General features: G+C 54.3%; 22 protein-coding genes. 7 read left to right on the plus strand and 15 right to left on the minus strand.

Going from position 1 to position 18,257, the window contains the following annotated elements:
* Window positions 1-5: 5 nt before the first annotated feature.
* On the plus strand, window positions 6-1,268 hold the full coding sequence (locus FYZ48_RS25880) for a DDE-type integrase/transposase/recombinase (RefSeq protein WP_149345420.1): 1,263 nt from the start codon (window positions 6-8) through the stop codon (window positions 1,266-1,268).
* 680 nt (window positions 1,269-1,948) lie between these two features.
* Here FYZ48_RS25880 and FYZ48_RS29380 read toward each other — a convergent pair.
* Window positions 1,949-2,098, minus strand: coding sequence for a hypothetical protein (locus tag FYZ48_RS29380; protein WP_187782227.1), 150 nt, complete (start codon window positions 2,096-2,098; stop codon window positions 1,949-1,951).
* Window positions 2,099-2,385: 287 nt separating this feature from the next.
* Here FYZ48_RS29380 and FYZ48_RS25885 point away from each other — a divergent pair, with 287 nt between their 5' ends.
* Window positions 2,386-2,625, plus strand: coding sequence for a hypothetical protein (locus FYZ48_RS25885; RefSeq protein WP_149345421.1), 240 nt, complete (start codon window positions 2,386-2,388; stop codon window positions 2,623-2,625).
* Window positions 2,622-3,029 (plus strand): hypothetical protein, encoded by a 408-nt coding sequence (locus FYZ48_RS25890; RefSeq protein ID WP_149345422.1) that lies wholly within the window; start codon window positions 2,622-2,624, stop codon window positions 3,027-3,029. The genes FYZ48_RS25885 and FYZ48_RS25890 overlap by 4 nt, the downstream gene beginning before the upstream one ends.
* A gap of 12 nt (window positions 3,030-3,041) precedes the next feature.
* On the opposite strand, the gene FYZ48_RS25895 is transcribed toward FYZ48_RS25890, so the two are convergent.
* Both FYZ48_RS25895 and FYZ48_RS25900 read right to left on the minus strand, forming a co-directional pair.
* Window positions 3,042-4,718 carry a protein kinase domain-containing protein gene (locus FYZ48_RS25895; RefSeq protein WP_187782228.1) on the minus strand — a complete coding sequence of 559 codons (1,677 nt, stop codon included), beginning with the start codon at window positions 4,716-4,718 and terminating at the stop codon, window positions 3,042-3,044.
* Window positions 4,715-5,302, minus strand: coding sequence for an RNA polymerase sigma factor (locus FYZ48_RS25900; RefSeq protein WP_149345424.1), 588 nt, complete (start codon window positions 5,300-5,302; stop codon window positions 4,715-4,717). Before FYZ48_RS25900 ends, FYZ48_RS25895 begins: the two co-directional genes overlap by 4 nt.
* A gap of 184 nt (window positions 5,303-5,486) precedes the next feature.
* Here FYZ48_RS25900 and FYZ48_RS25905 point away from each other — a divergent pair, with 184 nt between their 5' ends.
* The 4 genes from FYZ48_RS25905 to FYZ48_RS25920 all read left to right on the plus strand — a co-directional run bounded on the left by FYZ48_RS25905 (window position 5,487) and on the right by FYZ48_RS25920 (window position 10,928).
* Window positions 5,487-6,347: a hypothetical protein gene (locus FYZ48_RS25905; protein WP_149345425.1), complete on the plus strand. Its 861-nt coding sequence runs from the start codon at window positions 5,487-5,489 to the stop codon at window positions 6,345-6,347.
* A gap of 36 nt (window positions 6,348-6,383) precedes the next feature.
* Entirely contained in the window at window positions 6,384-7,460 is a 1,077-nt protein-coding gene (locus FYZ48_RS25910) for a DUF4339 domain-containing protein (protein ID WP_149345426.1), read from the plus strand.
* A 124-nt stretch (window positions 7,461-7,584) separates the two neighbouring features.
* Entirely contained in the window at window positions 7,585-8,499 is a 915-nt protein-coding gene (locus FYZ48_RS25915) for a family 16 glycoside hydrolase (protein WP_149345427.1), read from the plus strand.
* Window positions 8,500-8,972: 473 nt separating this feature from the next.
* Window positions 8,973-10,928 carry a hypothetical protein gene (locus FYZ48_RS25920; RefSeq protein ID WP_149345428.1) on the plus strand — a complete coding sequence of 652 codons (1,956 nt, stop codon included), beginning with the start codon at window positions 8,973-8,975 and terminating at the stop codon, window positions 10,926-10,928.
* Window positions 10,929-11,218: 290 nt separating this feature from the next.
* Here FYZ48_RS25920 and FYZ48_RS25925 read toward each other — a convergent pair whose 3' ends face one another.
* The 12 genes from FYZ48_RS25925 to FYZ48_RS25980 form a co-directional block, all read right to left on the minus strand.
* A complete protein-coding gene (locus tag FYZ48_RS25925; RefSeq protein WP_149345429.1) occupies window positions 11,219-11,443 on the minus strand; it encodes a hypothetical protein in 225 nt (74 codons plus the stop codon).
* A gap of 75 nt (window positions 11,444-11,518) precedes the next feature.
* On the minus strand, window positions 11,519-11,761 hold the full coding sequence (locus FYZ48_RS25930; RefSeq protein ID WP_149345430.1) for a hypothetical protein: 243 nt from the start codon (window positions 11,759-11,761) through the stop codon (window positions 11,519-11,521).
* A gap of 61 nt (window positions 11,762-11,822) precedes the next feature.
* Window positions 11,823-12,113: a hypothetical protein gene (locus FYZ48_RS25935; RefSeq protein ID WP_149345431.1), complete on the minus strand. Its 291-nt coding sequence runs from the start codon at window positions 12,111-12,113 to the stop codon at window positions 11,823-11,825.
* A gap of 65 nt (window positions 12,114-12,178) precedes the next feature.
* On the minus strand, window positions 12,179-12,418 hold the full coding sequence (locus FYZ48_RS25940) for a hypothetical protein (protein ID WP_149345432.1): 240 nt from the start codon (window positions 12,416-12,418) through the stop codon (window positions 12,179-12,181).
* A gap of 67 nt (window positions 12,419-12,485) precedes the next feature.
* A complete protein-coding gene (locus tag FYZ48_RS25945) occupies window positions 12,486-12,908 on the minus strand; it encodes a hypothetical protein (protein ID WP_149345433.1) in 423 nt (140 codons plus the stop codon).
* Window positions 12,909-12,964: 56 nt separating this feature from the next.
* Entirely contained in the window at window positions 12,965-13,381 is a 417-nt protein-coding gene (locus tag FYZ48_RS25950; RefSeq protein WP_149345434.1) for a hypothetical protein, read from the minus strand.
* Between the two features lie 87 nt (window positions 13,382-13,468).
* Window positions 13,469-13,774, minus strand: coding sequence for a hypothetical protein (locus tag FYZ48_RS25955; protein WP_149345435.1), 306 nt, complete (start codon window positions 13,772-13,774; stop codon window positions 13,469-13,471).
* Window positions 13,775-13,828: 54 nt separating this feature from the next.
* Entirely contained in the window at window positions 13,829-14,767 is a 939-nt protein-coding gene (locus tag FYZ48_RS25960; RefSeq protein ID WP_242022776.1) for a tyrosine-type recombinase/integrase, read from the minus strand.
* A 58-nt stretch (window positions 14,768-14,825) separates the two neighbouring features.
* Window positions 14,826-15,287 carry a helix-turn-helix transcriptional regulator gene (locus FYZ48_RS25965; RefSeq protein WP_149345436.1) on the minus strand — a complete coding sequence of 154 codons (462 nt, stop codon included), beginning with the start codon at window positions 15,285-15,287 and terminating at the stop codon, window positions 14,826-14,828.
* Between the two features lie 86 nt (window positions 15,288-15,373).
* Complete coding sequence (locus FYZ48_RS25970) at window positions 15,374-16,327, minus strand: Holliday junction DNA helicase RuvB C-terminal domain-containing protein (RefSeq protein ID WP_149345437.1); 954 nt, start codon at window positions 16,325-16,327, stop codon at window positions 15,374-15,376.
* 58 nt (window positions 16,328-16,385) lie between these two features.
* Window positions 16,386-17,006: a hypothetical protein gene (locus tag FYZ48_RS25975; protein ID WP_149345438.1), complete on the minus strand. Its 621-nt coding sequence runs from the start codon at window positions 17,004-17,006 to the stop codon at window positions 16,386-16,388.
* Window positions 17,007-17,271: 265 nt separating this feature from the next.
* On the minus strand, window positions 17,272-18,183 hold the full coding sequence (locus FYZ48_RS25980) for an ArdC family protein (protein ID WP_149345439.1): 912 nt from the start codon (window positions 18,181-18,183) through the stop codon (window positions 17,272-17,274).
* Window positions 18,184-18,257 lie beyond the last annotated feature (74 nt).

The raw sequence follows: 18,257 nt of genomic DNA on the forward strand, positions 1-18,257 counted from the left end.
TGGGCATGTCCAACAGCAAACGCAGGCAGCGTACCTATGACCATCGACTGAAAGAAATCGTTCGCTCCACCGGCAATATTGATATCGCTCTTCAGCGTGGTGTCCCTCGATCTACGGCTCGAGGCTGGCTGACAAAAAACATGTCCGACGTAATCACCGTCGACGTCTTAGATATGAGTCTGGTAGAACTACAACGTGAGGTGGTCGCACTGCGTCGTCGTAACGCCAGACTTATTGCTTTGCTGCGTCTGATCATCACCGTCATGAAAGTGACTCACTTCACACTGTCACAAATTCGGCTTCCGCAAGAAGCCCAAAAGCTCCGAGTGCTGCAGGCCATCGAATATTCGCGAAAGCATTTTCCATTGAAAACTGTCCTGCGTGTGATCGGTCTGTCGCACGGTCGCTACCGTGAGTGGAAGCGGGTTGAATGTGGTCTGGATGACCTGCCATCGTGCCCTCGATCGTCTCCCCATCAGCTCACTGCCGCAGAAATGAGAACGATTCAGGAAATGGTCACATCTGAAAAATACCGTCATGTAGCAACCGGGACACTGGCACGCCTGGCGGAACGAATGGGTAAGGTCTTCGCTTCTCCGTCGACGTGGTACCGTCTGGTCCGAATCCACAAATGGCGGAGAGTGCGGTCACGCGTTTATCCAGCAAAGCCGAAAGTGGGGATCCGTGCGATACGGGCCAATGAAATCTGGCATGTTGATACGTCATTAGTCCGGCTGGTTAACGGGGGCCAGGCTTATATTCACGCGGTGATCGACAATTACTCACGGCGCATTCTTGCCTGGCGTGTGCTTGATCACTTCGAGCCGGGGATCACGGCCCGGTTATTCCTGGACGCATCGCAGGCCATGACTGAGGGAAAGCCAACCGTGTTTGTGGACGGCGGTCGTGAGAACTATAATGCGGCCGTCGATGAGGTCATCGAGTCCGGTCTATTGAAAAGAGTTCTGGCACAGACCGAAATCCAATATTCCAACTCGCTTATCGAATCGTGGTGGCGTGTGCTTAAGCATCAATGGCTTTATTTCCATGAACTGGATTCCGCGCAAGCGGTTGAAAACCTGGTGGCTTTCTACGTCGAGCAATACAACACGTATTTACCACACTCCACGTTCCAGGGGCAGACTCCTGACGAGATGTACTATGGAACGGGGCAAGAGATACCGGGGCAACTGCAGGAAGCGCGTATCGCAGCGAGAAAATCACGGATGGAGTCAAATCGATCTCAGAGCTGTCGGATGTGTGAGTAAAAATTCGCGATCAGTAATTGAGTGTGAGAGTGGCAGCACGGATTTAGCAGGTTAGTAGTTCACCGTTCATGATTTCAACCGGTGATTTCATTCTCCTGTCGTTGGCTCTGCATGAATAAGTCATTTCAGGCGGTAATGGTCCCTGCGTTTCATTGCCAAACGGACTGAGCTTTTCCCAGGTGCGAGAACTCGCGCGAAAATGTCTGTAACGTCGTGATAAACAGCACCGCTGGAAAGCTTTGGAAATCAAGGAAATGGCCGTAAATCAATGAAAAAGGCCAACTTGCGATCTCTCGCAAATTGGCCAAATTGGAGGCGGCGGGCCGCCAAATATGCCGTCTTAACTGTTGCTGTTTTAGGACTTACAGAAACGCCTCTCTGCTAACCTGACACGCTACCTGACAACCAGTTTGGTGACTGACACACGGGAATTGAACCCGTGATTCGTGAACTGCTCCAAGTGGAGGCAAGTTCCCTCGAACCCGCATCTTAGCAAAGGTTGTTGTGGGTGTCAGCTTTGTTCTCGGGCACCCCTTCGGCTTCCAGTTTCTACCTCGAACTGGAGCAGCCCGATGCCTCGACGCACCACCGCATACGAAGTCCTTGCCCGCTACTGGGTCATTGCATTTGTATTGACTCTGCCAATCGGCATCCCTGCCGTCATCGCTGGTGTCCTGACGTTACCGTTTTTGGCGTTCGTAGCTCTCGTGGTCACGCTCTTCTTCAACGGGCTTCAATGGATCGGAGGGCATCTGTTCTCCGCAGTCTTCTTCAGCGACGACGAAGAATACCGGACGTTCCGAGAAAGTGGCGGCGACCCTTGGTTTCACCTTGGTTGCCCACCGCCGTTCAACTGCGATTCAGAGAAGCTTCGGATGACCGGCAGTGACGCACCTGCGCCCCAATGGGTCTGCCGCAACTGCGGAGTGAGCATGTCTGATCCCAATAAGTCCTGCCGAGTTTGCGGCTTCGGTCGGTGGCGGTGTGGTCAGTGTGGTTCGGTTGTCCTCGGCCAGTTCACTCGCTGCGCCGAGTGCGGCAATCATCCCCAGCGAAAGAGGGGCACCCCCTAGTGCGAGAAGATTTTCAACTTTTCACGAACAAAGGGGAACACTCCATGAAAATGAACGTGACCGACTGCGAAGTCCTTTCACTGGATTCTGGCATTGCCGACTGTCCGATCAATGACGAACCAACTCCCGTTTTGTTCGTGACGATTCGTGTCACCGGACAGGGCATCGTCAATCTGGCGATTCGTAACCCTCACCGGCTTGCCGAGGATTTGCCAAACGTGATCGCCAATTCTCGTGTGTTGTCCGGTGATGGAGAGTTCGTTCCCGAAGAGGACGACCAATGAGCCACAAGATTCCGATGCTGTCGATCATCGCTCGGGGCACGAAGCTGTTCCCACGGTACATTGTCGCCAAGGCAGATGAATACAAGAACGCAACGTACTGGACAGGCGACGGCTGGGACGGCGACGAGAACAAGGCCCAGATGTTCTCGGAAGCCAATGATGCCTTATGGGTTCTGCATGTGGAGATGGTCGGCCATCTCTCAGATCGCCCCAGCACGAAGTACGTCGCCCCGATCCACATTGAAGTCTTTGGAGCAAAACCCAAGCTCGGCGCATTAAAGAACTGGTTGGAGCGGACAGTGCGAATCGTGGCCGACTTTCCGAGACATGGTTACGGGCCAGACTCGGACTCCGTGGGCGTGATTGTAGCTGACTTCGACAGGACTAGGATTGTTCGTGACTGAGCAAACTCGGACTCACTCTGACACCGGCATCCACTCTCCGTCATTGCCGTTTCCACTGATGTCAAAGACTGCGAGGCTCTCCACGTTGTCACCATCGTAGATCAGTGCTGTCGGGTTATCTAACTCGAACGTGTCCGGGGGAATAAAGTCCTCGATGTACCGTTCACCTCTACTGACACGAAGGCTGCGGATGTAGCCGTGGTACTCATCAACAACTTCGGCTGGCCCACGCCTGCCTACTACGAGCGTTGTCACGTTGGTCTTCGTGACTGGTTCGCTTGATAACACTAGCTTTCCATTAGTGAAGAGTCTGGTTTGATTCTTCCCAAACACAACAGCGACATGACTCCAAGTTCTAACGGGAATACTCGTGGTCGCTGTTCGGAGACCGTTGGCGGAATCGAAAGCAAGTCGCCCATCTGCAATCGCCAGTCCAAGTCCATGGTCTCCTTTGGCTGCACTGCCGAACACGAAGCGTTCATCGCTGATATGCTCGGGCCGAATCCATGCTTCGAGTGTGCAAGGTATCTCTGGTCTGACCGGAGTGAAGATCGCTGCTCCACCGATGAACCGAAGCGTACTCGGCGATTTCTTTGGAGCTAAACTGTGCTGAACGTCGGGTTGAGCAGTTTTCCAAGGCCCGATAGCGGACGCTCCCCAGCCAATAACACCGATCACAACGATTGCTGCTCCGATAGCCCATAAGGACGTGCGGTTCTTTTTTACGCCTCTCAATTCGGCGGCAACTTCTAAGGCTGTTTCATACCGCTCCTCCGGTGCTTTTGCCAAACACTTCAAGACGATTGCTTCGAGCGCAGGCGGGATGTTGGAGTTGATGCCTCTCAGTGGCAGAGGTACATGGTTTCTGATCTGTTCACACAACATCGCAGGTGAACTGTCATCAAATGGGAGTTGCCCAGTGAGAAGTTCGTACAGGACAACACCGAGCGACCAGATATCCGTGCGAGGATCGCCGACTGTCAGTTCTTCCCCAAGTTGCTCTGGCGACATGTAGGGCAATGTGCCGTTGATCTGCTTCTGAGATTCTTCCAGTGCCGTGGCGATACCGAAGTCAGTCAAAAGCGGTCGCCCTTGTTGATCGATCAGGATGTTGGCCGGTTTGATATCTCTGTGAATGAATCCCTGTTCGTGGGCAGCGTGAAGACTCTCAGCGATTTCAGCGATGAGAGCGGCAGCTTGTTGTGGAGCAAAAGGCCCAGCCTCGCAGAGCGTCGTGCCGGACACGAAGTCGCTGACGATGAAAGGTTCTTCGTCGTGCTGCCCCACGTCGTACACAGTGACGATGCCGGGGTGTCGTAGCCGAGCGACCTTCCTTGCTTCTTCGAGAAGATCACTTGTGTTCAACCTACGGTCGTTCGGCAGCTTGATGGCGACCGGACGTTGAAGCTCAGGGTCGAAGCCACGGTACACTTCTCCGTGGCCACCTTCACCGACGAGTTCATCGATTCGGTAGCGACCTGCCAGCGTCGTTCCAACTTTTGTATCAGGCGTATCGGATCGTGGCCGGGTCATCCAATCCATACGTTGTAGGGCGGCGATCCGCTTACGCACAGGTTCGATCAGTTCGGGACAGTCAGCGCAGAGAGTCTCAGCGTCGAGGTCTTCACCTCGTTCTTGGGCCTCTTCCCACAGAAGAAGCAGGTCGCTGATCTTCTCGTCGTCCTTCACTGAAATGCCTCTCCGTCCAAAGTCTCGCTCAGCCGAATCCGGGCCGACTGCCATCTCCTTTTCACCGTCGCCAGAGAGACGCCCAACACATCGGCGGCTTCTGGCTGCGACATCTCCTCGTACCAAAGCAGATTGACGACTTCACGTTCTTGATCCGGCAATGCTTCGACTTGCTCGTGGAACTTAATCCAAGCTTCGATGGTCTCGGGTTCAGCAGTGTTCGGTTTGTTATCTGAGGCGATGCCTCCATCCGTGTGGTGATTCGCACCGAGTCCTTCTGCTCCAAAGTGCTTTCGAGCGAGATCGATCAGTTCCCGACGCATGTGCGTAGTCGCCAACCCGTAGAACTGCCGGGGGGACTCTGGACGTACCTCGGACAATGACCGATGCAGCCGGATCAACGAGTTTTGCAGTACATCGTCGGTCTCGGCCCATCGTCGTACTCGTTGATTTGTGCGCATCATTCGACTCGCCAGCGCTCTCAGACGGTCGCAGGCATGTTGCAAGGTCGCTTCCCACGCCGAGTTATCGCCCTTTGTCGCAAGGTCAATCAGATTTTGCAGTTGTGTCGTGTGGCCAGTCATGTCGCCATTTTACCGAGCGTGACAAGCCAACCGAACGCATCCGCCATTCGTTTTAGCGAGATTCATCTCAAAACCGGCTCAGAAAATTTGAGCCGGTTCGTTCAGCGGTCTCGCTCAGGCTCTCAGTAGAGGCACCCCCTGACGTATTTGAGATCAACAAACATCTGGCCACGGGAGATTTCGCATGGCACTGCAACCACTACGTTCGGTCGGAGGATTCAACGATCCTCCCGATCCTCAATCGGAAATCCTGCGTGAGACGGCTCGCAAACGGGCTAACGACAACACATGGAACATGGTTCAGACGGGCATGATGGCGGCACAACTGGCCGCACAGTCTGCCATTCACGATCAGATGGAGGAGGTGAAACGGCAGAACGCCAACGCTCTTGCAGTCCAGCAGGAACTCCTGAACCGGGAACAACTCCAGCAGTACATCGAAGAGTTCATCTTCCAAACCGAGAAGCTTGTCGAGGGTTTCTCGGCCAAGTCCGATGTGCCAGCCTCCACACGATACTTCCTGCTCCAGAGTGTTTTGGCACAAGTCGAGGAAGATGGAATCGACACGGCAACCATCCGAGGCCGGGACAACAAAGCCGCCTTTGAGAAGGTGATGGCCAACGTTCATCAACTCCTCGCCGTCCTGCTTAAAGACCCGGAAGTTCAAGAAGCCATCGAGTGGGCCGAGAAGCAAGAAGCGAAACGAATAGCCAAGCAGCAGAAAGTGAGTGAAGAACTCGCTCGACTCCATCAGCAGCGAGCGGAAATCGAGATTCGCAAGAACCCGGTTTCGTTCGAGGAAGCCGCTCGGAGCTACGTCGCAGCCAAGAAGGAACAAATCCCAGATGGACTTTGGCCCGTGGCCATTGTTGCGCTGGTGTGCATGTCGTTGATGATCCTGCCCCTCTTGATCCTGATTCCGGCCTTCGGCTTCGACATCTACCAACACCGGAAAAACCTCAATGAAGAGGCCAACCAGCCAATCGACTACCAGCTTTCCACCATCGACAGTCGGATCGCCGACCTGCAATCCGAACTCAACTGAACCACGAAACTCCTTCACGACTCAAAGGAACACGACATGGCAAACAACTGGCACTACGCAAAAGGTGGTGAGAAGCACGGCCCAATCTCAGCGGCCCAACTTAAAGAACTGGCCCAGAACTGGCAGCTTGCTCCTGACGATCTGGTCTGGCGGGAAGACATGAAAGAGTGGAGGAAAGCCTCCAGCGTGAAAGGGTTGTTTCCTGAACAACCTGCGACCACGAAGACACCGCCACCGCCTCCAGCGAGTCAGGCCACGACCTCATCTGAGGAGGTCTCGCTCTGGGAACGACCGGCGATCTTGACCCTGCTGGTCATCTGTTGTTTTCCGGTTGGCCTGTTTCTGCTCTGGAAAAGCCCCCGAGTCTCGCAGGGTCAGAAGTCGCTCTGGACTGGAGTGTTTGCTGGTTTGTTCATGCTGGGATTGGCCGTGTCGATCTTCCAATCGCAGGCCACTGAGAAAGACCTTGCCCGAGCAAATGCCTTGTGGGACGAAGGTAAGCAAACGGAAGCGGTCGCTCTCTACCAGACTGTCGTTAAAGAGCGTGACATGTTCATCCCAGATGAGCAGAAGCTTGTGGTCTATGGACGAATGATCGATCATCTCGCTGAACAAGGCAGCGAAGAGGAGGCAAGAACTCTGTTACAGAAGTTGGATCGCTCACCGTTGAAACCTGCGCCATTGCTGGAGAGCGAAGCTGCACGAGCGTTGGTCGCCAAGATCAAGCGAGAGCATGAGGCGGAACGCCAGCAAGAAGAAGCGGAAAAGCGAGAGAGGGAAGCACAAGCGGCATTGGCTCGTGCTGCAAAGAACCCCATCTCTCTGAGCAAGTCCGAACGAATAGACTTTCTCGACAACACAAAAGAGTACCAAGGCAAGGCAGTTAAGACCGAAGCACGTTACATGGGCGGCGGAATCAGGCGGTCAGGGCGACTCCTTGACATTCCGCTGCTTGTCTTTCATTCGGGTGGCTCATTTGAGATGTCGATTGAAGTGCCTACTGAAGTAGAGCAACCGAACATCCAGTCAGGCGATTATCTCCTCGTAACGTTCTTCTGTGAGGAAGGTGATCGCTGGAATGGAAATAGGGCACTGAAAATTGAGAGACCTTGAAATTGCGTCAGATTTGTTGAGTCGCATTCGGCTCGGGTCTCGCTCAGTCCACTGGATGCCGCAGGACATCTGCTGTGAATGACCAGATTACGACACCAACCCCCAAACAACAGGAGTCCATCGAATGAAGCTACTTCGCAAGCTGCTCGCCCTTTCTCTCGTCATGGCCGTTCATGCGATTATGACACTGCCTGTCCAAGCTCAGGTCAAGAAAATCGAGGTTGAGATCACCACTGTTGATCCCGAGGCTCGAACGATCACTGTTACTCAGGAAGGCAAGCCACTGCAACTCGACATCAGCCGGAAAGCAATGATTTCGGTTGCCGGTAAGGAAGTCGATGTCTCGGCAGTTCTACCGGGGGACAAGGCAACCATCGAGTACCACGAAGACTTGGGTGTCGTTACCAAGATCGAAGCAGCAGGCAGTGGAGGCAACGGTTGGAAGTTCTACGACGTGTTCAATAAAGACATCGACCCTGATCGAGCCATCATCATTGCTCGTGATGGATCGCTTGTCTGCCAAGGCAAGGTTAATGGTTACTGTCTGGCCTCGCTCCGAGAGTATTCCGAGTTCACCTTCTCAGTCGAGTTCCAATACGACTCTGAGAAGGTTGTCGGTGGCCCATTTGTAAGCGTTTCCTCCAGCCTTCCGAATCCCAAAGCGAAAGACTTCCGTGAACTGTATCCGTTTGGAATCGAGGTGAAGCTTGCACCGGCGAACATTGGAGAACTTGTTCTCCCCAAACCCGACTTCAAGGTTGAACTTCCTCTGGGGCAGTTGCGGGATCAGCGAAAGGTCGTTGCGTTACGCAAACCCGCCCTGAATGTCTCGGACTGGAATAAGCTGGAAATTACCTGTGACCAGCATCGAAAAGTGACTGTGAAGATCAACGGCACGACCGTCAATGCCGTTGCCAAGGCCCAGACGACAACCGGCCACATCGTAATCTTTCCCCAGAACGCTGAGATGCGATTCCGCAATCCCCATGTCGTATCGGGGGAAGAGCAGACTCCGTTGTCATTTGAGGCTGTCCAGTGAGGAGATCGCCGGTCACGTTTGGTGTCCTGCGTTTCGGTAGAAAACAAGAGATCGAAGTCACGCTCATGTAGGCGTCGGCAACCACTCGAACCGAAGCCCGGAGATCGCCCACCGTTCCAAAAGTTGTAATGAAGAAACTGCATTCCTCATTCCATCGAGCAAGAGAGGAAATCTTTCTTGTTAGCGCAATTTTTGGACTGAAAGCGTCCAATTTCCTCGCTTGATGTCTCACTCCTTAATGGCTGCCATAGCTGTTATTAGGCTGGCCGTGAGGCGATACAGCAATCTTTGACCTATTCCTGAGAATCTGAGATAATCCACACTATATAAGGTTGTCGGGGGAATGGAGTCCGAAAGGAACGGCGACTACGAATCATCAAAACCGAACGTCTCGGCAGCCGTTGCTTTCCGTCCCCCCGACGAAACAACGCCGAGACGTTCTTTTTTTGTGAACTGACTGAACAATGGTTTTGATGAAGGAAAGACTGGGAAGTGACCGCCTCGGCAGTCTCATGAGCAGACGAGAGTTCGCTCAGGAGACTTTCGATGCGTTCGCTCCTTTCATCAACATCTTCGATCCCGGTGAGAAGTCGCTGTCTGGTGAGGTCTATCACACGATCAGCAAGGCCGACTGGGAGAACTTTCGTCGATACAAAAAGGGAGAATATGTTCCGGGCTTCTCGCCCAAACACGATGTGTTCCTGAATATCCACAGTCCGTGGCATGTCGAGCAGCACATCTTTAACGGTCGCACCTCTTACGGAACTAGCGGCAGTCGTGGCTTGGGCTTCCTCTACCTAGACACCGATGCTCACCATGCGTGGCAGACAGATCAGGAGAGAGCAAGGGCGTTGCTGGAGGCCGAGTTCCCCTTTGGATTTTTCCGGCGTTCTGGTCGAGGTGAAAACGGCTATCTCAAAGTCCGGTACATTGCGGTCAATGTCTTCAACCGGGCGGCGGATCGGATGCAGGACGTACTTCAGCGGTTGTTTCTCCACAACGAGATTCTGTGCGACTACGAAACCAAAGGAACGATCACGACCCGAGAAAAGTCCGGTTCACTTGCCAAGCTGCCTTTCCATACCAACTACGAAGAGCGTCTTCTTCTTCAGCGACGATGGCAACCTTTCGAGGAGGAATTGCTCGAAGTCTGCGATCATTGGTGTTGCTACAAGCTCGAAGAGTTCAAGAGTAAAGAGATCGTTAGTGTTGCCCGGATCAACCGCATCCTCGACCAGATTGAAGCAAAGATTGACGATGACAAGGTTCGCCGGTTCGCTGCACACAAAGAGCAGATCAGAGCCAAGTACGAAGAAGAACAGCAAAACGCTACCAAGCTGCTTCCTCGCAGGTCTGTAGCGAAGAGCCGACGAACTGCTGCGTCACTTTCGCAATCTCCGTCCTCGCTTCGCTCGGAAACGGATGGCCCGCTGGGACGGGCCATCAATGGTGACTTGAAGCCTGACGGCGTGATTCCCTCAGTCGGCAAGACTGATCTGGAAGACCTCCGCAACATCGACAACGCTCACACTCGGCGTCACAGGTTCGCATGGTGGCTCTGCTGTCGCCTGCGACGGATGGCCACCTTGGAGGAATCGCTCACCGCCTACCGGGAGCATCGTTGTTTTCGTGGGGAGTGGGAAGATGGCCTGAACAAGAGGATCGCCAACTTCAGGGCCATTCTCGACTACATCGCCAACATCTTCGATCCAGAGAAATGTGGAAAGGGTGAGCGTAAATCAGACCGGCCTCAACTTGATGAACACATCCGAGAGTGTTTTGGTATCGCACGATTTCACTTGAACCACTCAGGATCGGTCAGGGTACGGATCAACGTCAGGCAATGGGCTGACGAGTATGGTCAGCGACATGAAACCAAAGGTCGAGTACGAGTTATCGACCGTAAACACGCCCACTACCTGCACGGAATCATCCGTCACTCTGTGGCCTCTTTTGCTGATGGAGCAATTCCTCTGGAGACAATGAAGACCTTGTGGCAGGAGTTGGCCGACGAGGGCAAATTGCCGGAATGGGAGTACGACTACTACCTTGCTTGTCGCAAGTTTCTGGAACGATTGGGCTGGATCAAAGTGAGTGAGACATGGAGCAGGCGAAATCACAAAGCCCAAACGTGCCAGATCACCTATGAAAGAGCAAGCGGTGTAGGAACGGTCTACAGCTATCCCGAGACAGATAAAATAACAGTAATACCACTTACTATTACTTTGATTACGCAGAGTGAATCAGATCATCAGGCCAAAAGTCGATTTCTGATGCCCAGACCACCCCCACGAGGTCAACCACCGCCAAGTAGACGGCTTCTCACCACAATTCGGTCGAAAATCTCAAGGAATCAACCAAGAGAAACGGGGAAGGTACGGGTGGACAAACACGAACACCGAAAATCACCTCATCACTCTGGAAAGTGACGGCGGAATCTGGAAGGAGTCCCGCCTTTTCAACCACTGAGTGAAGCCTACGATCAGAACAACTGCCGCCCGGTCATTACAACTTTTGCAACAAGCCAGTTTGGGCGAGCTACTTGCAGGCTGGATTCTCGGCGGCGGTGATTTTTCGACTTCAGATTTCTGAGGATGGCGTTAGCCCACACACAGAAACGAGATTGCCGTCGAATAACAAAAAAGGTGGGAGCAAGGTCAATAGGAAGCCCGCCCTCCCTGTTTTGACCGACAGGTTTTCAACGGAAGTTTCTCGGTTTTCAATTCGGCAACACGCTTTGTTCGGTCGCAGTTGCCTCACGAACTGGCTTCATCAATGCGTAGGGCACGTTCCACTTGCAGCCCACGGGCTTCGATTCGCAGCCGTCGATCACAATGACCTTCGCTCTGGCCGGGTTGACCTTCAGGATGCGTGCGACAGTCAGCGATTCTCCATCCCGCCCAAATAGCACCAGCATTCCGACGTGTGCTTGCTCTCGTTCCATGTCCTCGCTCCGAAAACAAAAACCAGCCTCGATCCCACGACGAGCAGAACCGAGGCTGGCTCGGAGACCATCCGATCAATCTTCTTTCCAACCGAAGTAGTACCTTGGCGAATGCGAGAACATCAGCGTCCCACGCCTGCCATCGGACTTGCGGCGACAGACGACGAAGGGGGCGAGGAAGCCTTCGACCGTGAACTGTTCCTGCATCTCACCTGTCGTGAGAACTTCGCCGTACTTCTCTTCCAGCTTGGTTCGCTCGGCATCTTGATTCACTTCATTGAGAAGTTCCCGTCGAGCGTTTTCCGTTTGGTCGGTCATGTGTTCGTGTCTCCGTGTGAGTGAGTTGTGTGTCTGACGATGGACTTGGGGGTGCCTCGGATCAGTAGTTTTCAGGTAGCAAGATCGTTGTGCTTGACCTGTCCGCCTCAGTGATGATCCAGACCTTCTGCCCAGTTGCATCGAGGACGTAGGAAGACAGGATTCGTGCCCCATCCCCGACCGCTACATCGTTCATCTGCTGGTCGTCCTCGCACAAACAGCCCCAATCCCCACACTGATGGCGTTGAAGCAGAGGCATAGCCGACTCGTTCGCTTCTTCGAGAGCGGCGATGGCATCCGGCGTGGCGACAACTTGTCCGAGTGAGAACAACGGCTTTTGTTCGGCGACCATGTTTGATTCCTTGTGGTGAGCAGTGATGTTGTGACGCTGAGCTAAGGGGTGCCTCTCCACCGCAGTCAGATCGCATCGCTGATGTGCTGGGGGAAGTAGGCTTCGAGCGTGGAATCGGCGTCGGCATTCAAGACTTCTTCCCAAGTCTTGATGAAGCCGGGTGTGCCGGGATAAAGGCTGTGACCGTCATCGTCGAACAGTGTGTCCACGCCATCGCCCATCGGGTGTTCGTCTCCCGATGGGTTGTGACGGACAGCAAAGAAACTGCTGTATTCGACGACCGTGAAGAGTGGCTGCTGAGGCATGTCCTGCTCCTGAGTGACGATTGTGGTTTGCCAACACTCAACTGGAGGGTGCCTCAGCCGAGCCAGATCAGACGATGATGGCTCGGCATCTCCGCTTCTCCGCACGACGGCGGTGATGCTCGATCACTTGCTCTCGCCATTCCTTGTTTCCGCCATATCGGTCGATGGGAACTTCTAAGATGTATCCACGGGGACAACTGAAATAGAACGGATAATCCGCCTCACACATGTCCTTGAAACCCCACGAACCCTGATCGCACCGAAGCAGGTCACATTGAACCCAGCGTTCGCTCGGCTGCACTTCATCGCCATCTTTCGTGAAGGTGCGTTCCCAAACGCTCCAAAGGACTCCCGAGAATACGCCGCCTCGATAGCAGTGTTTGAGGCAGACGCTCTTCACCAGCATCTCGCTGGTTTCACGTTCCCAACCCTCAACACGCTGGGCGATCAGTTGCTTTCGATTCAGACCTTGTGGATACGTCCAACCCATGCGTGGTCTCCTGTTGCTTGAAGAAGAGTGACTTGTCTGCCCAACAAGGGGGTGCCTCAGTCGTCCGCTTCGCAGCAGTCGTCCCAACAGAAATCGGCAGGAAGCACGCTGCCATCGGGAAGGCCATCCCCGTGGTAGCGACAAAGAAAGGGAACGTCGCATCCCTCGCAGTCGTGGATGGCGAAGTGGTCAAGATCGATCACCTGCCCCGATCCCGAGTAATGGCACGTTTCCGGGTCGTAATCAGCGAGGTCTTCGTCATCGACCACGATGTGATGGCCGTACTTCTCTGATTCAGCGAGTTCGTCGATGGCATCCGATGCGCTATCGGCCTCGAAAATCAAGAACAGCGGCGAATAACATCCACCCACTTCAAGAAGCCATGTTTTGCCGAACCAGTCGCCCGGATTGACGACCGGAATGTCAGTGAGTTCGTGGCCGTTCAGATTGCAGCTTGCGGTGATCTTGTTCATTGCCAGTCTCCGTTACAAAAGTTGGATTGACTGGCGTACTAGGGGGTGCCCTTGCGAGCGTGACCAAAGTGGGATTTCCCACATTGGTCACAGCGGGATCACGTCGTACTCGACATCTTCGCCACGCTGGAGTTTGTTGATGGCATCGAACGCCGCCATTTCTCGATCCAGTGACATCCGGCACAGGCTGTTGAGCTTGCTCGTGAAAGCGAGTGCGACCGGGTGGTTAATGAGATCATCGCCGGAAACGCCACTTTGATGTAGAGCGACCAAGTGGCGGTGGAAGCAGCCGACGACAGCGACGAGGTTACAAGCATCCTGCACGGTATTGGCATCGGCGGCAGCTTTTTGGACAACTTCGTCGTGGCCATTGGCGGTAGCGGTTTTCGACATGAGCATTCTCCGAGAGAAAGTAATGGGATGTCTGCTACGGCTAGAGGGTGCCTCCTAGTAGTTCAGATTCTCAGCCGCAGCCGCCAACGCCGTCTGATCCTTCTGGGCATACCGGGCGGTCGTCTGGATGTTCGAGTGTCCCAGTAGCATCGCCAGCGCTGTCAGATCATTCCCATTGTTTTCCAAGAACTTCTTCGCAAACGTGTGACGGAAAGCGTGTGGGTGCAGGCGCTCGCCAATCAACGCACTGTACTTTCGGCACAGAGCTTGGATGCCATCCGCCGACAACGGCCCACGCTCCCCGATAAAGACATGTTCTGACTCGCAGGGTGGTCGAACATCGAGGTATGCCGAGAGAGCCTTTCGACATTCCAGAGCCAGCGGGACGGAGCGTTCCTTGCGGCCCTTACCGTGCCGGAAGACTGCATGTCCACTCTTCACGCCCACCATCAAATCGTGTAGTTCGAGGTTGACGACATCGCCGACCCGTGCGCCGGTGTAAAGCAGCAGATGGAAGATGGCGTTCCCTCGAATATCCCCTTGTAACTCGACCTGCCGCAGCAGCTTCCGCACGGTGGTTCGGACAAGACCTTCGGGCGGGAGTTCGGTCTTTCGTAACTCCTTCACCTGCTCAGCGGGATTCGATATCAGCGATCCGGTCTGAGCAAGGAAGTGGAATAGGCGGCGAATCGTAACCAACGCCCGATTGCAGGTCGCCACGGCTTGCTGTTTCTCTTCATGGAGGTGCCTCCGAAAATCAACCACATCACGCACGGTCACTCGGGAAAACCGGAGCGGCTCGGCATTGGCCGAAGTGAACCAGCGTGTAAACTTCCGCAGATCGTTTCTGATCGCTTCGCAGGTGTTGGCAGTGAAGTCGTGAGCGTCGATGTACTCCTCGACGAGACGAGGCTCGTCAGTTCCGACCGACAACCCCTCGAAAACATTACGGTGACAATTCTGACGGCTATTTTTACGGGAATTGGACATCATTCAGACACTTTCCTCCTCGGATTGGCGGCATAAGGGCGACTATGGTGACACGTTAAGATCACAGTTGTTGACACTTCAGATTCAGAAACACCGCTCGAACGACCTCGCCAGAATCCAAATTTTGTATTCCCTCTGGGAAGCACTCATTCACGGCGGCTTCCACCTGCTGAGCAGACGCACTAAGGCCGAGACTGGAGAGCGAATCGATCAGTTCGTTGTATTGGCTGGTTCGTTTCGGCTTGGTCTTCGGTCTCGCCGGTCGTTTGATCGGCTGACTACCAAGAGGGTGCCTGCTGGCATAGAAGAGAATTGGCTTGCCGTTCACACCGCAGTTTCGGCGCTTTACTTCCAAGCAGTTCTCTTGCATCTCGTCGCTATAGAACGGGCGACGAGTTTCGAGGTCGTACACCGGCGACGGGAATACCCCCTCGTTCATCAACTCGTAAAACCGTGCCCGGCTCAGGCCAACCATGCGAGCCATTTCGCTCACACTCACAGCGGTTTTCTGAACGTCATTCATACGGCAGTTCTCCACGAAGTAGACGGTTGATTTCTGATGCTCGACTAGGGGGTGCCTCTCGAAATCAAACAGCAATCAAACCAGAATCAAACAGCATCGTTTCGAGAATTGGACAGATGATCGTGCCCTTGCTGCGTCAGTTGGCGACGGCCTTGATCGTCCTTCATCACAAGATTCGTTCGGATCAAGAACGGTTCGACGACCTCAGACACGGTGCGACTGGGAAGGCCCAATGCCGACGCCAGCACGTTCAAGCGAGTCGCACCATCGGACAACAGTTCGACGTACTGACGCTCGGTTGGCCCGAGACCAATTTCATCAATACCTTCCAACTGACACGCTCTTTGCAGGTGTCTTGCCGTGATCGTGTCTTCGCCTTCCGACCGACAAACTCGGTGGCAGGACTGAAGCAGGCGCAGTGCCAGCCGAGGTGTGCCCCGAGACCGCCTGCTGATCTTGGGGAAAATCTCTTCGTGAACGTCCCAAACTAACGCTCGGCAGCGCTGGATCAGCACCGAAGTCAGGTCTTCCACGGTGTAAAATTGAAGCCGCAGGAGTAGCTTCATCCGGTCTCGTAGCGGTTGTAGCAGGCCGTACTCGTCCGTGGTCGAGAGCAGCAAAGTGAAGTCCGCCAACGGTAAACTTTGCGACGAGCGTCCCTTACCCGAGATCGTCAACTTCCGCTTGTCGAGAGCGAGATACAGTGCCGTCTGGTATTCTTTGCCCAGTTCGTGGCATTCATCAATGTGAATGACATCACCGTCCTTTGCAGAGAGAAGCAGAGCATTCAGGTCAGCAGGGCCACCGATTGACTGCCCTAGAATCTCATGGAAATCGGCAGCCATCTCTTGGGAGATGACGTTGGCCAGAGCGCTCTTACCGAGACCGGGTGGCCCGACGAGCAACGCATGGTCGAACTTCTTTCCGTCCATGTGGGCGGCGTCGATGGCGACACGCACCTGATCGATGACGCCTTGCTGACCGATCAGATGATTCAGCGACGACGGTTTCACATCGCCGACTTCTCTTTGATTGGACATAGGTTCTTCCATTGCAAGTGTTGGATTGTTGATGCTGGACTAGGGGGTGCCTCGAACATCAGCAGACAGCTTCGATCTCTTGGTAGCCCAGAGCGTCGAAAGCGGCTCGGAGATCACTTTCGTCCGGCCAACCGCCTTGATCGTCCACGTTTTCGAGAGCGTTACAGCGGTTGTCGCTGAGCCACTGGTAGACGTGTTCGGCCCAATCCTCGGGCAGTTCGTAATCGTCCTTGATGCCGATGGCGGCGAGGGGGATGTTTTCCCACGTCGCATCGAATTCCATCTCGCTGTAATGGTGTTCGCAAAGAATGGGATAAATCGCCATTCGTTCGAGCAGACCGTGCAGCACCTTGAATGCCTCCGTGATTTCGCCGTCTCGATAGACCCGCACTGACCAGCCCTTGATCCACCCCACTGCCCAGTGAGTGTGATCTTCTTCGATCACGTCAGAGTCATCGGCGTCAGCGTCGATGAATGGTTTCAGCGCCTTGCTGATCTGTACCGAGTTGCTTCGATCCAGCAGACCGGATTCCCGGTGATGGCCGTAGTAAATGAACCAGTCCTCGGGACGTTCCCGGTCGCTCGCACCAAACCAAGCGAACGAGTCCCACCGTTGCCAATTTCCTGCTGCATCTTTCGCCGCATCTTCAAGGTCGAGTTCGCCAAGATCGTTGCTCATGTTTCGTCTCCGTTTGAGTAATGATGTTGTCTGACGAACTAGGGGGTGCCTTTCTTGGGCATGACTGGATGAAAAAGACCGAGAGAGCCGCCCGTGGATGATCGTCACGGAAGCTGCGAGACCCCGCAGGGGCAGAGCGATCACGTCCAACGCTGGCCAGTCCGTTGAGACGTTGCTTGCTGCTGCGAATTGGGCGTCGAGGCCCGAGCGGTGGTGCAATCACCTCTTGGGCGGTTCGTCTCGGCTTGCCCTCAAGGACGCTGGACTAGGGGGTGCCCACAGTTTCGGAGACGGGCTGCTCTTCTGACGTGCGGACGTGGCTGAGCAAGAAGTCCACCGCTTTCGATGCCGTGGCAGCCGCACGGAAGATGAACTTGGTGTCACCCTTCATGGCTTGAAGCCAGTGATCGAGATACGCAGCGTGATTGTCGTTCTCGCTGGCAGGCAACCCCAATTCGGCGAGCAGAAACGATGCCCCCAGTTCGGCAACGAGTTCGCCGAGAGCATAGGCGTTGTCCTCGTTTGCCCTGTCAAACCCGATCCGTTTTTCGCTCCAATGGATCATTTCGTGGGCGAGGGTTTGGTAATACGTTTCTGACGACTCGAATTGACCACGCAGAGGCATCTGAACGTAGTCACCACCCGGCGAATAGAATGCCTTGTTGCCACCTTCACGCAGGTCGATGCCGATAGCAGCCACAAGCCGATCCATCGCCTCGAACCGCTCGAAGATCGTGTGAGAGGGCTGGGCGTATCCAATGCGGAATTGTTCCAAGCCAGTCGCTTGTTCAATACTGAAAATTGAGAACTGACGCATCATCATAAACTTGTCTTCGATTTCTTCACCTTTCTCGTTGGTGCGTTCACGAGAGATCGGTTTCCACAGCACGACCTTGATGGATTTCTCGCCTTTCTTGACCATCGAGCCAGCTTGTTTAATCTGATTGAACGTCCCAAACCATTTGCTTTGGTAGCCGTTCTTGATCGCAAGCACTTGCAAGATCAGTTGATTGATCCCTCTATACGGCTTGCCGGTACTCAAGCTCGTGGCCAGCCCCAGACCATTGGGATCGCTGGCCCATGGCTTTCGCCACGCCGGAAGACCACCAGCTTCAAGACTTTCAATGATGATGGTGGTGATGGTTTGGCGGATGTCGTCTGCGGTTTGTTTGGGCATGTCGTCGTCTCCGTTGCTTGAGTGAGTTGAGCGGAACGACGAACTTGGGGGTGCCTCAGTCCCCTTCAGAATTG

It is taken from the genome of Gimesia chilikensis, from assembly GCF_008329715.1.
GTDB lineage: Bacteria > Planctomycetota > Planctomycetia > Planctomycetales > Planctomycetaceae > Gimesia > Gimesia chilikensis.